The 13,224-nt window shown below is 42.1% G+C and carries 8 protein-coding genes, 1 pseudogene and 2 riboswitches; of the genes and pseudogenes, 6 read left to right on the top strand and 3 right to left on the bottom strand.

What is annotated here, in order from left to right; genetic code table 11:
- The first annotated feature begins 8 nt into the window (after positions 1–8).
- From hutG to metE, 4 genes are all read left to right on the top strand, one after another.
- Positions 9–986 carry a formimidoylglutamase gene (hutG, locus tag BLL40_RS12110; RefSeq protein ID WP_073712165.1) on the top strand — a complete coding sequence of 326 codons (978 nt, stop codon included), beginning with the start codon at positions 9–11 and terminating at the stop codon, positions 984–986.
- Positions 976–2,169: a sodium/glutamate symporter gene (gene gltS / locus BLL40_RS12105; protein WP_073712164.1), complete on the top strand. Its 1,194-nt coding sequence runs from the start codon at positions 976–978 to the stop codon at positions 2,167–2,169. Before hutG ends, gltS begins: the two co-directional genes overlap by 11 nt.
- A gap of 274 nt (positions 2,170–2,443) precedes the next feature.
- On the top strand, positions 2,444–3,916 hold the full coding sequence (locus BLL40_RS12100) for an alpha-amylase (RefSeq protein ID WP_073712163.1): 1,473 nt from the start codon (positions 2,444–2,446) through the stop codon (positions 3,914–3,916).
- A 275-nt stretch (positions 3,917–4,191) separates the two neighbouring features.
- A riboswitch (SAM riboswitch) is annotated at positions 4,192–4,295 on the top strand.
- A gap of 46 nt (positions 4,296–4,341) precedes the next feature.
- Positions 4,342–4,530: riboswitch (cobalamin riboswitch) on the top strand.
- 168 nt (positions 4,531–4,698) lie between these two features.
- Positions 4,699–6,960 carry a 5-methyltetrahydropteroyltriglutamate--homocysteine S-methyltransferase gene (gene metE / locus BLL40_RS12095; protein WP_073712162.1) on the top strand — a complete coding sequence of 754 codons (2,262 nt, stop codon included), beginning with the start codon at positions 4,699–4,701 and terminating at the stop codon, positions 6,958–6,960.
- A 36-nt stretch (positions 6,961–6,996) separates the two neighbouring features.
- Here metE and BLL40_RS12090 read toward each other — a convergent pair whose 3' ends face one another.
- The 3 genes and pseudogenes from BLL40_RS12090 to BLL40_RS12080 all read right to left on the bottom strand — a co-directional run bounded on the left by BLL40_RS12090 (position 6,997) and on the right by BLL40_RS12080 (position 10,636).
- A complete protein-coding gene (locus BLL40_RS12090; protein ID WP_073712161.1) occupies positions 6,997–8,646 on the bottom strand; it encodes a glutamine--tRNA ligase/YqeY domain fusion protein in 1,650 nt (549 codons plus the stop codon).
- Between the two features lie 78 nt (positions 8,647–8,724).
- A pseudogene (putP, locus tag BLL40_RS12085) lies at positions 8,725–10,190 on the bottom strand (sodium/proline symporter PutP).
- 116 nt (positions 10,191–10,306) lie between these two features.
- Positions 10,307–10,636, bottom strand: a complete 330-nt coding sequence (locus BLL40_RS12080; RefSeq protein ID WP_073712160.1) for a hypothetical protein — start codon at positions 10,634–10,636, stop codon at positions 10,307–10,309.
- Positions 10,637–10,813: 177 nt separating this feature from the next.
- On the opposite strand from BLL40_RS12080, the gene BLL40_RS12075 reads away from it, so the two are divergent.
- Both BLL40_RS12075 and BLL40_RS12070 read left to right on the top strand, forming a co-directional pair.
- Complete coding sequence (locus tag BLL40_RS12075) at positions 10,814–11,401, top strand: DNA-3-methyladenine glycosylase (protein ID WP_073712258.1); 588 nt, start codon at positions 10,814–10,816, stop codon at positions 11,399–11,401.
- 525 nt (positions 11,402–11,926) lie between these two features.
- Complete coding sequence (locus tag BLL40_RS12070) at positions 11,927–13,069, top strand: DEAD/DEAH box helicase (RefSeq protein WP_073712159.1); 1,143 nt, start codon at positions 11,927–11,929, stop codon at positions 13,067–13,069.
- Positions 13,070–13,224: the final 155 nt, after the last annotated feature.

Raw genomic sequence — 13,224 nt, 5'->3', positions numbered from 1 at the left:
AGATAATGATGTACAAATTGCCGAATCAAGATAACTGGAGCGGACGAACTGATCACGTGAAGAAAAAAAGCTCTTTCCGTATTCATCAAGTCGTTAACATGCTTGATATAAATAATGTGTCCTTAGAAAAGAAAGCGCATACTAATTGTGCTCTTATCGGTTTTCAATGTGAAGAAGGTGTCAGAAGAAACAAAGGCCGGATTGGCGCAGCGAAAGCACCTGATTCGATTCGAGGTGAATTGGCTAAACTACCTTGGCATGGATTAGATGAATCCTCTTTATCAGATGTTGGGAATATAATCTGTGAAGGCGATCAGCTGGAGCTCGCTCAACAAGAAGTTGGAAAGTGTATCACTACCTTATTGAAAAATAAAAAAACACCGATTATTTTAGGCGGCGGCCATGAAACCTTTTATGGTCACTATCTCGGGGTCAGACAATTTATAGGTCCGGACGCTTCACTTGGCATAATTAACATCGATGCCCACTTTGATTTACGTCCATATGATGATCAACCTTCATCTGGTACTATGTTCAGACAAATTCTTGATCAAGATCGCGCTTGCGGCTACTTAGTACTTGGTATACAGCGGTACGGTAACACGAAAGAACTATTTGATACAGCTGATCGATATTCATGTCAGTATATTTTGGAAGAACAATTGACAAATGGTCTGACCACGGAGACGGTATCAGTCATTGAGCAATTTATAAATGAACATGATTATGTTATGTTGACGTTATGCACAGACGTGATGAGTGCGGCTCATGCACCTGGAGTTAGCGCTCCCTCGGCATTCGGCCTTATTCCTTCCGTTGTTCGCTCGCTCATTCGACATGTGATTTCGAATAACAAAACATTATCATTTGATATTTCTGAAGTAAATCCAGATCTAGATGAAAATCAACGTACGGTCAAACTGGCGGCCGGTTTAGTCAATGAAGCCATTATTTCGTTTCAAAAGGAGGAAAACAATGACCATTGAAATCAATCAAGTCACGACTATTTTCTTAGCCATCGCTTTACTTGTTCTAGGTACCTTTATTATTAAAAACGTTCCATTTCTTCAAAAATTTTGTATTCCAGCACCGGTTGCAGGGGGCTTGTTGTTTGCCATAATTGCAACGGCATTAAAAGCAAGTGGGTTAGTCGAACTAACACTAGATACATCACTGCAAAGCTTGTTCATGCTCACCTTTTTTACAACAGTCGGTCTTGGCGCAAGTTTCAGGCTCATTAAACTAGGAGGAAAACTGCTTGTTATTTACTGGATCGCCTGCGGGTTTTTAGCTTTAATGCAAAATGTCATCGGCATTTCACTCGCTTCCGTATTAAACATCGATCCGTTGCTTGGTATAATGGCAGGTGCTGTATCGATGGAAGGGGGACATGGTGGTGCAACCGCATTTGGTACCACGATAGAAGAGTTTGGAGTCGATTCTGCTTTGTCTATCGGTTTAGCTGCTGCTACATTTGGACTTGTAGCTGGTGGTCTTGTTGGTGGTCCAACTGTAAAATATTTAATTTCCAAGTATCATTTAACCCCTTCTGAGACGGAAGTGGCTGAGGAAGCTCTTCCTCAAGAAAAAGCAACTACTGATATTGATTCAAACCTATTCATTATGCAAATTTTGCTCATCACGTTTTGTATGGCTGTTGGTTCTTATCTAGGTGACCTTTTTTCAGTGCAGACCGGTTTTGTTTTACCAAGCTACGTAGGGGCAATGTTTGTCGCCGTTATTGTTCGAAATGTGATGGATCAATTTAAAGATGACGTGATTGATATGCGTAGTGTTAACTTAATTGGCGATGTAACACTGGGCATCTTTTTGACAATGGCACTAATGAGTATTAAATTGTGGGAAATTGCTGATCTCGCACTACCTATTTTAGTTATTGTCTTTGTTCAAGTTGTGTTTATTGTTTTACTTGGCATTTTTGTACTTTTCCGTCTGTTAGGAAAAGATTATGATGCAGCCGTTATGGTTGGCGGTTTTACAGGGCACGGACTCGGTGCTACGCCTAACGCGATGGCGAATATGTCTGCTATTACACAAAAATATGGACCTTCACGTAAAGCGTTCCTCATCGTTCCCATTGTCGGTGCGTTCCTTATCGATGTATTCGCCGTCCCTATAATTATTACGAGCATCAATTTATTTCATTAATTACCTACCCATTGCTTATATCTTAACGATCATTGAAAAGGAAGGGACCGTCTCAACTTTTAAGGTAGTCCCTTCAGCTTGTAGACAAAGTCTTCATTTGGAAGACAATGTCTGCAAGCTTTTTTTATAATAAAAACCATAAGATCTTATGGAGATTTACATGTTAACGAAACAGTTGAGGCAGCCTATTTTTGTGTGGACTGGTCATTTTTTATGAAAATTGGGTATAAGTAAGTTATACAGTTTTCACATGCAGATGACGGGAGAGAAGCAAATGGAGCGTAATCGTACAATGATGCAATTTTTTGAATGGCAGCTGCCGGCGGATCAAAAGCACTGGGCACGCCTTGAAGAACGAGCAAAAGAATTAAAAGAGGCAGGAATCGGTGCTGTATGGGTACCGCCTGTAACAAAGGGGCAGTCCGACAAAGATACCGGATACGGCGTGTACGATTTTTATGATCTCGGTGAATTTGATCAAAAAGGGACGATTCCGACGAAATACGGAACGAAAGAAGAACTTGAACGTGCGATTAAAGCATGTCACGATGAAGGTATATTCGTGTACGTGGACGTTGTCATGAATCATAAAGCAGGTGCAGATGAAAAAGAAACATTCAAAGTCGTTGAAGTTGATCAAAAAGACCGGAAAAAAATCATTTCAGAAAAGCCGTTTGATATTGAAGGCTGGACGAAATTTACGTTTCCAGGCCGAAAAGGAAAATATTCCGATTTTGGATGGTCATTTGAACATTTTAACGGCACAGATTATGATGCAAAAGAAGATCGGACTGGCATTTTTCGTATTGAAGGCGAGAATAAAAAGTGGAATGAAAATGTCGATGATGAATTAGGGAATTACGACTACTTAATGTTTGCGAACATTGATTATAGCCACCCGAAAGTGCGCGAAGAAATGATCCGCTGGGGTAAATGGATAGCTGAAACACTTGATTGTGACGGCTACCGTTTGGATGCCCTTAAGCATATTGATTATGACTTCATTGATCAGTTTACGAAGGAAGTGCAGGATGAACGCGGCAAGGATTTCTTTTTTGTTGGCGAGTTTTGGGTACCGGAACCTGATGAATGTGCACATATGATTGAGGAAACAGACGGCCGCATTCATTTATTTGACGTACCGCTTAAATATAATTTATACGGTGCTTCACAGCAAGGTGCAAAGTATGATTTGCGGGAAATATTCAAGGGAACGATTGTTGAAACCTATCCACAAAACGCAGTCACATTCGTCGATAACCATGATACGCAGCCGAGTGAATCGCTGGAATCCTTTTTAGCTGACTGGTTTAAACAAAGCGCTTACGCACTGATACTACTTCGTAAAGATGGCTACCCATGTGTATTTTATGGGGATTACTATGGGATCGGCGGAGAGAAACCAATCAAAGGTAAAAGAGAAGCGATCGATCCATTATTATATAGTCGATTACATAAAGCATACGGGGATCAGGAAGATTATTTTGATCATCCTAATACAATCGGCTGGGTGCGGCGTGGCGTTGAAGAAATCGAACGTTCAGGCTGTGCTGTTGTCATTAATAACAGTGAGGAAGGTGGGGGGAAAAGAATGTTCATCGGTGAAGAACGTGCCGGAGAAAAATGGGTCGATTTCCTGAAAATGCGTGAAGACATTATTGAAATTGATGAAGGTGGCTGGGCAACATTCCCTGTTAATGCAGGAAGCGTTTCAGTCTGGGGCCTACCAGAGAAAGATGTCGAATAAAGTGAATCTGTCATCAGCGGGGGTTTTCTTTCATCCCCCGCTGAATAAACAGGAACTCAGGTAAAGAACGCCGCGTCCTGCGGCAATGCCTGAGTGACCGGCTTCCGCCGGCCCGAACCAATCGGGCCTTTACGGGCAGTTTATCCCACACTTATCCTTTTTTGATTTCTCTAAGACTTGAAGTGGGGGATCTTACTGCCCGTTAATCTGCGATAAAGTTGACACAAAAAAAAGTGCATGATAGAATCCTTGTAATCGTTAAAAAAGAATATATACTCTTATAAAGAGCGGCGGAGGGACTGGCCCTATGAAGCCCGGCAACCATCAGAAATGAAAGGTGCTAATTCCAGCAAAGCATGATCGCTTTGGAAAATGAGAGGTTTATGATAAAATAAACTTCCTGTTTTCAAGTAGGAAGTTTTTTTAATTTAATATAAGCATATGGTGAAATGCAGCAGTTCAGCATTTCTTAAAAGGGAAGTCCGGTGAAAGTCCGGTACGGTCGCGCCACTGTAATGGGGAGTTTTTCATAAAACCACTGTTTCATTTGAAATGGGAAGGAATGAAAAACGTTGAACCAGAGTCAGGAGACCTGCCATATGTACGCACTTTTTATGCTCTACGCGTTATAGAGAGGAGTGGTCGAAAATGATGAATGCCAGGGTGTATGATGATCTCAATCCCGGTTGATTTATATTCTGCTCTCTTTCTGTTACAGAAAGAGAGCTTTTTTATGGAAATCGCCATAATTTGAGGGAAATCATCTTACAGGAGTGAAGAAAATGAACAGTTATTTAACGTCAATATCGGGATACCCCCGCATTGGAGAAAAAAGAGAATGGAAACGGTCCATTGAAAAATATTGGTCCGGTGAAACGAAACAAACGGATTTTTTGCAGGAAATGAAAGAACTTCGCCTAGGCTATTTACGTACGCAGAAAGAAAAAGGAATTGACATGATTCCAGTCGGTGACTTTAGTCTTTATGATCACATCCTTGATACAGCTGCGATGTTTGGGCTTGTGCCGGAACGTTTTGAATACGATGGAGGCAGTGTATCGCTTGATCTATATTTTCAAATGGCACGCGGGTCAAAACAAGCTGTAGCTATGGAAATGACCAAATGGTTTAATACAAACTATCACTATATCGTTCCAGAATTAAACAAATGCACGCCATCGCTTGTGCATAATCGTCCGCTTGACCTGTTTTTAGAAGCAAAAAATGAAGCGGGTATTACAGGAAAGCCTGTGGTCATTAGCCCGTTCACATTTGTGAAGTTAGGAAAGGGCTATATGCCAGAAGAATTTGGATCCACTGTTTATGCGTTGCTGCCGCATTATGAAACGGTCATTCGTGAGTTAAGTGAAGCAGGTGCTGATTGGATTCAAATTGACGATCCATCGCTACAATTTACGCTGACAGAAGAAGAAAAAGAAATTGTTACACATGTATACGAAGCTCTTTCAAAAGCGAAAGGAACGAGTCGCCTTCTGATTCAGACGTATTTTGATTCAATCGATGACTACACGTTTGTCACGTCATTGCCAGTTGATGGGTTCGGACTTGATTTTGTTCATGATCGCGGAGAAAATGCATCAAGCATTGAAGAAAACGGGTTTCCGGAAGAAAAAGTTCTTTTTGCCGGTGTGATTAACGGACGAAATATTTGGAGAGCGGATGTGCGTGAAAAGTGGGAGCTGCTAAAATCAATGACAACCTATACGAGTGAAGATCGTCTAATCATACAGCCATCATGCAGCCTCTTGCACGTGCCAGTTACGACAGAATCGGAAACGAAAATGCCTGAATTTTTAAAAGAGGGACTCGCGTTTGCAAACGAAAAGCTAGATGAACTTCAATTATTGCAATCAGCGCTTCGTGAAAAAGAATTGCTGGATTATGTAGCACCTGTTATTCCAGGAAGAGATCGTGTCCACGTTCAAAAGGAAGTAAAGCAAGCGGAACTTGATGCAGGAGACAGATCACGTCCATTTGCAGAACGGCAAGTTTTACAGCGTGAAAAGTTCCAGCTGCCTTTATTACCGACAACGACGATTGGAAGTTTCCCACAAACAACGGAAGTAAGGAAAAAACGTCAGCAATGGCGTAAAAATGAACTATCAGCAACGGATTATGCGTCGTTTATCGAACAGGAAACGAAAAAGTGGATTGATATTCAAGAAAAGCTGGATCTCGATGTTCTCGTTCATGGTGAATTTGAACGGACGGACATGGTTGAATTTTTTGGTGAAAAGCTGAAAGGATTTTATTTTACACAGTTTGCCTGGGTACAGTCGTACGGATCACGTTGTGTGAAGCCGCCCGTTATTTATGGAGATGTTGAATTTATTCATGAGATGACCGTAAAAGAAACCGTCTATGCACAGTCTTTGACAAGCCGTCCTGTAAAAGGAATGCTAACAGGACCGGTGACGATTTTCAACTGGTCATTTGTCCGGGAAGATGTACCAAAAGCGACGGTAATGAATCAAATTGCGCTTGCTCTTCGGAAAGAAGTGAAAGCACTTGAAAAACAAGGCATTTACATGATTCAAGTGGATGAACCGGCGATCAGAGAAGGGCTTCCATTGAAAAAAAGAAACGAGCAAGAGTATCTTAATTATGCGGTCAAGGCGTTTAAGTTATCTGTCTCAACGGTGGAGCCAGACACGCAAATTCACACGCATATGTGCTATTCTGATTTTGAAAAGATCATTGACAGCATTTCTGCAATGGGTGCGGACGTCATTTCAATTGAAACGTCAAGAAGCCACGGTGAGTTGATTAGCGCATTTGAAAGCTACCATTATGATAAAGAAATTGGGCTTGGTGTGTATGACATTCACAGTCCGCGGGTACCAATGAAAGAAGAAATAATTCAAAATATTCATCGTGCTTTGCGTGTCCTTGATCCGAAGCAATTTTGGGTCAATCCAGATTGTGGGCTGAAGACACGTAAAGAAGAAGAAACAGTCGCTGCTTTACAGGTGATGGTCGAAGCAGCAAAAGAAGTGCGTGAACAAATCAAAGTCACTGTTTAATGAAAAAAGGTTCCTGCGTCGGCAGGAACCTTTTTCTCATAATTTAAATGAACTTTTCAGTGAAACAATACGGTTAAAGACGGGCTTACCCGGCTCTGAATGTTTCGGGTCCACATTAAAGTAGCCGTGACGGAAAAATTGAAGCTTTTCCTGTGCTTCAATGTGCTCTAAATTTGGTTCAATAAAGCCACTGATCATTTTAAGCGAATTTGCATTGACATGATCTAAGAACGTTTTGTCTTCAGATTCAGCCATTTCTTCATCAAGAATGAGGGGTTCATATAAACGGAATTCAGCTGGCAGCGCATGCGAGGCATCTACCCAGTGAATCGTGCCTTTCACTTTACGGCCGGTGAAGCCGGATCCGCTTTTCGTTTCTGGATCATATGTGCAGTGAATTTCTGTTACATGGCCATCTGCATCTTTAATGACGTTTTCACATTTAACAAAATAAGCATGCTTCAAGCGAACTTCATTGCCAGGGAAGAGGCGGAAGTATTTCTTCGGTGGCTCTTCCATAAAGTCTTCCTGCTCAATATAAATTTCACGGGAAAAAGGAATCTTTCGCATGCCCATCTCAGGGTTTTCGGGATTCACTTCTGCATCAAGCCATTCGACTTGTCCTTCCGGATAGTTCGTAATGACAAGTTTCAATGGACGAAGCACGCCCATCGTGCGCGGCGCTTTCAGCTTCAAATCTTCCCGAACGAAATGATCAAGCATCGCTGAGTCAACCGTACCTGACCCTTTTGAAACCCCTGTTTCTTTCACAAATTCACGGATTGCTTCTGCTGTAAAACCACGGCGGCGCATGCCAGAAATGGTCGGCAGACGGGGATCATCCCAACCGTCTACAAATTCGCCATCGACAAGCTGCTTCAGCTTACGCTTACTCATAACCGTATTTGTAATATTTAACCGGCCAAATTCAATTTGCTGTGGCTGATTGTCCATTTCGCATTCACGCACAACCCACTCATAAAGAGGGCGGTGATCTTCAAATTCAGTTGTACAAAGGGAATGTGTCACACCTTCAATGGCGTCTTCAAGCGGATGAGCGAAATCATACATCGGATAAATACACCACGCATCTCCTGTATTATGATGAGATGTATGGGATACGCGGTACAGGACTGGGTCTCGCAAATTTAAATTTGGGGACGTCATATCGATTTTCGCACGGAGCACTTTGCTGCCGTCCTCAAATTCACCATTCTTCATCTTGTCAAATAAATCAAGGTTTTCTTCTTTTGTGCGGCTGCGGTGCGGGCTTTCTTTGCCTGGCTCTGTCAATGTGCCACGGTATTCGCGAATTTCGTCCGCTGTTAAATCGTCGACGTACGCAAGTCCCTTTTGAATAAGCAAGACAGCACGCTTATACATTTCATCAAAATAATTCGATGCAAAGCGGAGTTCGTCCCATTCATAGCCGAGCCACGATACATCTTCTTTAATTGAATCAACGTATTCTTGGTCTTCTTTCAGCGGGTTTGTATCATCAAACCGTAAATTCGTTTTGCCGTTAAAATCGTCGGCGAGACCGAAGTTGATGACGATTGATTTTGCGTGCCCGATATGAAGGTAACCGTTTGGCTCCGGTGGAAAGCGAGTAATGACGTGATCGTGCCGTTTTGAGTCCATATCTTGTTTAATAATCGTTCTAATAAAGTTGGATGATTGTTCCAAATTGAGATCAGCCTTTCTTTGTTGAAGTCATGTATGTTTATTATATTTCACTGACAGCGCGAAAGAAAGGCTTCCACATTAATCTTTCATTTGTGCAGTGAGTTTGTCAAATCGTTCTGTCGTTTCTTTCGCTGGTTTTGTCATTAAACTAACAATGACAATGGCAAGTAGTGACACAGCAAAACCAGGAATAATTTCATACAGTGTGTCAGATAAATCGAGTACATTCGACCAAATAATAATCGTTGCAGCACCAGCTACCATACCAGCAAGCGCACCCCATTTCGTCATACGTTTCCAGTATAAGCTCAGTAAAATGGCTGGGCCAAATGCAGCTCCGAAGCCAGCCCATGCATAACTGACCAATTTTAAAATCGTATCATTTTGCTCCCAGGCAAGTGCAAGGCCGATGATAGAAATGATCAGCACAGAGAGACGGCCTAAAAAGATGAGTTCTTTATCAGAAGCATCACGGCGGAAAAACGTTTTATACAAGTCTTCTGTCATTGAGCTGGATGTGACAAGAAGCTGCGATGAGATCGTACTCATGACGGCAGCTAAAAGCGCCGATAACAAAAAGCCTGTAATGATCGGATGGAACAGAATATCACCTAATGCGATAAAAATAGTTTCACTGTTTTCAAGCACTAATCCATTCATTGAGTAGTAGGCAATACCGAGAAATCCAGTAAATAATGCACCGATTGTAGAGAAAATCATCCAACTCATGCCAATTCGGCGCGCTGTTTTGATTTCTTTTCGAGACGTGATCGCCATAAACCGGACGATAATGTGCGGCTGACCGAAATAGCCAAGTCCCCATGCGAACAGAGAAACAACGCCGAGAACACTTTGGCCTTGAAAAATGTCGAGTAATTTGGGATCAATGGATCGTATTTCTGATACAGCTGTTCCAAGACCACCAATTTCAATCAATGTGACAATCGGTACAAGAATTAATGCTGTTACCATAATGATACCTTGAACAAAATCTGTCCAACTGACTGCTAAAAAGCCGCCAAATAATGTATACGCCACAACGATGCCTGTGACGACAAATAAACCGATATGATAATCCATGTCAAATGTTGTATGAAATAATACACCACCGGAAACCATACCGGATGAAACGTAAAATGTGAAGAAAATTAAAATAACGAGCCCGGAAATAAGGCGAAGCATTTTAGAGCTATCATCAAACCGGTTTTCTAAAAAGCCGGGAATTGTAATCGAGTCATTCGCCATTTCGGTATAGGTGCGCAGTCGTGGAGCAACAAACAGCCAGTTTGCCCAAGCACCAAGGGTTAAGCCAAATACAATCCAGGTTGAGCTAATCCCGGTTAAAAACATTGCACCAGGCAGTCCCATCAATAGCCAGCTGCTCATATCAGATGCACCGGCAGACAATGCCGTTACTGCAGGACCGAGCCCCGGCCTCCAAGCATGTAATCTGTTAAATTGGACGTTTTTTTATAGGCCAGCCATCCAATCAGTAACATCAATGCCATATAAATGACAATGGAGACAATCAGTAAATAATCCATCAAGACATCCTTTCATTTTTAAAGCGTAACGATATTCATTATAACGAAAATAATTTCTTTGTAAAAAAAATTAGGAGCATCTGATCAGCTTCAGATGCTCCATCGTTCCGATTATATCAAGCGTTCACCGTTTTTTTATTTTTTGTTGAATCAACAGCTGTTTTTGCGAGGAATTTCGCATTTTCAGGAATTTGTTTCGTTTCATTTATGGTCAATGCAACCGCCTGCTTTGCATGATCCACATCAGCCATAAGGTGCTCCTGATGAACTTTTAAATCATCTGTTTCAGACTTAATTTTCTCTGTTTCGGTTTGAATACGTGTTTGTGCCGCTTTTAACTGCTCGATTTTTGGCTTCATTGATTTGAATGTTGAAAATGATGAAATGCCGAAATAAATAAGTGCACCTATCACAATTGCAAGACTGATCCAGCCGATCCATTCCATACAAAAAACCTCCGATTGAAATCTATGCTTTTTATTACTTTACCCTAAACCGGAAAATTGTAACAGTAAAATGCTGAAAAATACGGGGGGAGGCGGATTAATCGATTGTGAAAAAGGTAAAATGAAAAAGAGAGGTGACGTCGAATGAAACAGATAAATGGGGAATTACCGAGTAAAATGAACAAATATAAGCCAGTAGGCAATGCTTTTTTTGAACAACCGACGCTTACATTGGCACGGAACTTACTCGGCTGTCTGCTTGTGAAAGAAATGGATGAGGGAGCCGCATCTGGTTTTATTGTTGAAACAGAAGCGTACCGTGGTCCGCTTGACAAAGCGGCGCATAGTTTTAATAATAGACGGACGAAGCGAACGGAAGTGATGTTCAGAGAAGCTGGTCATGTATATACGTATTTAATGCATACGCATTGCTTAGTGAATGTTGTAAGCGGAGCAGTCGATACGCCGGAAGTGGTGCTGATACGTGCCGTAGAGCCTTATGATGGGCTTGACCTTATGTTTGAACGACGGGGCGAAAAGACGATGAAAAACTTGACGAGCGGGCCGGGAAAGCTGACGAAAGCACTTGGTATCAATATGAATGACTACGGCAGGCGTTTTGATGAACCGCCGATTTACATTGCACCGGGATTTGCACCGGATAATATATCGTCAGGTCCCCGTATCGGGATTCCGAACAGTGGAGAAGCGAAAAACTATCCGTGGCGGTTTTGGGTGACGGGGAATATGTATGTATCACGATGAAAGGGGATAAATAGAAAGGACATAGAGATTACAATAAAAGGCAGCGCGTGGCGGACTTTTATCGAAGAAATTTCTGTTCACTCGACGATGAATTTTTCGTATAGTATTTATCCCGCATTAACGGGCAGTAAGACCCCCCGCTTCAAGACTTCGAAAAGAAAAGAAGGATAAGCGGGGAATTAACAGCCCGTAAAAGCCCGATTGGTTCGGGCCGGCTGAAACCGGTCACTCACGTATTGCCGCAGGACGCGGTGCTCTTTACTTGAGTTCCTGTTTAATTCAGTGGGGGATAGCGGAACGCAGACTAAGGTCGTCACGTCCTGTGACAACGTCTGCATGATTCACACCCTGTGAACCTAAACCCCCACTGAATGAAGTTTCACTTTGTTTTTTTCATTGAACTGCTGGATATTCAAATCTTCAAGCGGAATGGAATCGACAGTTTGTTCTTTATCATAGTCTTAATTTGTTATTGTTAAACATGTGAAAACAATGGATAATGAACAAAAACGAGAAGGAGCCTTTATGTCAAATCAACCAACATTTTTATCATTATTACAGCCTTTTTTGCAGGAAGCGTGGCAAAAAGCGGAGTTTAAGCAGCCAATGCCAGTGCAGGAAGAAACGATTCCATTATTGCTTGAAGGACGCGATGTGATCGCGAAGTCCCCTACAGGGACAGGAAAGACACTTGCGTATGTATTGCCGATGCTGAACAAAATTGATCCGAAACGAAATCAAGTTCAGGCGATCGTTATGGCGTCATCAAGAGAACTGATCATGCAAATTCAAGAGGAAATCCGCACATTTGGTGGGGGAGTAATTACGTCAGCCGGTATGATCGGCGGGGCAAACATTAAGCGTCAGACTGACCGATTAAAAAAACCGCCTCATATTATATGCGGGACACCGGGGCGATTACTTGAACTCATTCAAATGAAAAAACTCAAAATGCATGAAGTTAAACTTATTGTATTAGATGAGGGAGATGAACTTTTCACAACTGCGCTGATCGAGCCCGTTCAATCCATTATTAAAGCATCGCTGAAAGACCGTCAGCTTGCTCTGTTCTCTGCAACATTGCCAGCGTCGGCAGAGGAAAAAGCGAAAGAAGTTATGAATGATCCAGAAATGGTGAAAATTTCAAAAGAAAGCTTACCGGAAGAAGGAAATGTTCGCCATTTGTATTTCATATGTGAGTGGAAAGAAAAACAGCAAATGATTGAAAAAGTAATGCGTACGTTTGAGCCGGAGCGGATGCTTGCATTCATTAAAGACATTACAGACGTCAATGTGATGTCGGAAAAACTTGCGTATAAAGGTGTGAAAAATGGTGTGCTGCACAGTGAGCTTAGAAAAGAAGAGCGTGTTAAAGCGATTCGCGAATTCCGAAATGGTAAAGCACCCTTATTATTTGCGACAGATGTCGCGGCTCGCGGTCTCGATGTTAAGGGACTGACACATGTTTTGCATTTTGAAGCGCCGCACAATTCGCGTGAATATACTCACCGTTCTGGACGAACTGGACGCGCGGGGGGAGACGGAACGATCATTACCTTGATTACGAGTGAGTTTCAGGAAAAAGAACTAAAGAAAATCGCTAGACAAATCGGCGTTGAAATTGAGAAATATGAATTTTATAAAGGGAAAGCAGTCCCTGCAAAATAAACAAGGAACGTGCTGAAGCCAGCACGTTCCTTGTTTATTATTTGCTCAGTAAAATCATGAAGCTTTATCCCGCATCGGGCAGTAAGAACTTGCATGAAGACTTCGAAAAGAAAAGATAGGGGGATCGCGGGAAACGCAGACTAAGATCGTCACGT

The sequence above is a fragment of the Domibacillus mangrovi genome (assembly GCF_001906925.1).
GTDB classification, from domain to species: domain Bacteria; phylum Bacillota; class Bacilli; order Bacillales; family Domibacillaceae; genus Domibacillus; species Domibacillus mangrovi.
Note: the sequence above shows the minus strand (reverse complement) of the source record. Positions and strands in the feature narration are given on the sequence as shown.

What these genes read in the sequence shown, in the direction of transcription:
- hutG (WP_073712165.1), top strand. Translation starts at nt 9, where the DNA reads ATGTACAAATTGCCGAATCAAGATAACTGGAGCGGACGAACTGATCAC.
- gltS (WP_073712164.1), top strand. Translation starts at nt 976, where the DNA reads ATGACCATTGAAATCAATCAAGTCACGACTATTTTCTTAGCCATCGCT.
- BLL40_RS12100 (WP_073712163.1), top strand. Translation starts at nt 2,444, where the DNA reads ATGGAGCGTAATCGTACAATGATGCAATTTTTTGAATGGCAGCTGCCG.
- metE (WP_073712162.1), top strand. Translation starts at nt 4,699, where the DNA reads ATGAACAGTTATTTAACGTCAATATCGGGATACCCCCGCATTGGAGAA.
- BLL40_RS12080 (WP_073712160.1), bottom strand. Translation starts at nt 10,636, where the DNA reads ATGGAATGGATCGGCTGGATCAGTCTTGCAATTGTGATAGGTGCACTT.
- BLL40_RS12075 (WP_073712258.1), top strand. Translation starts at nt 10,814, where the DNA reads ATGAACAAATATAAGCCAGTAGGCAATGCTTTTTTTGAACAACCGACG.
- BLL40_RS12070 (WP_073712159.1), top strand. Translation starts at nt 11,927, where the DNA reads ATGTCAAATCAACCAACATTTTTATCATTATTACAGCCTTTTTTGCAG.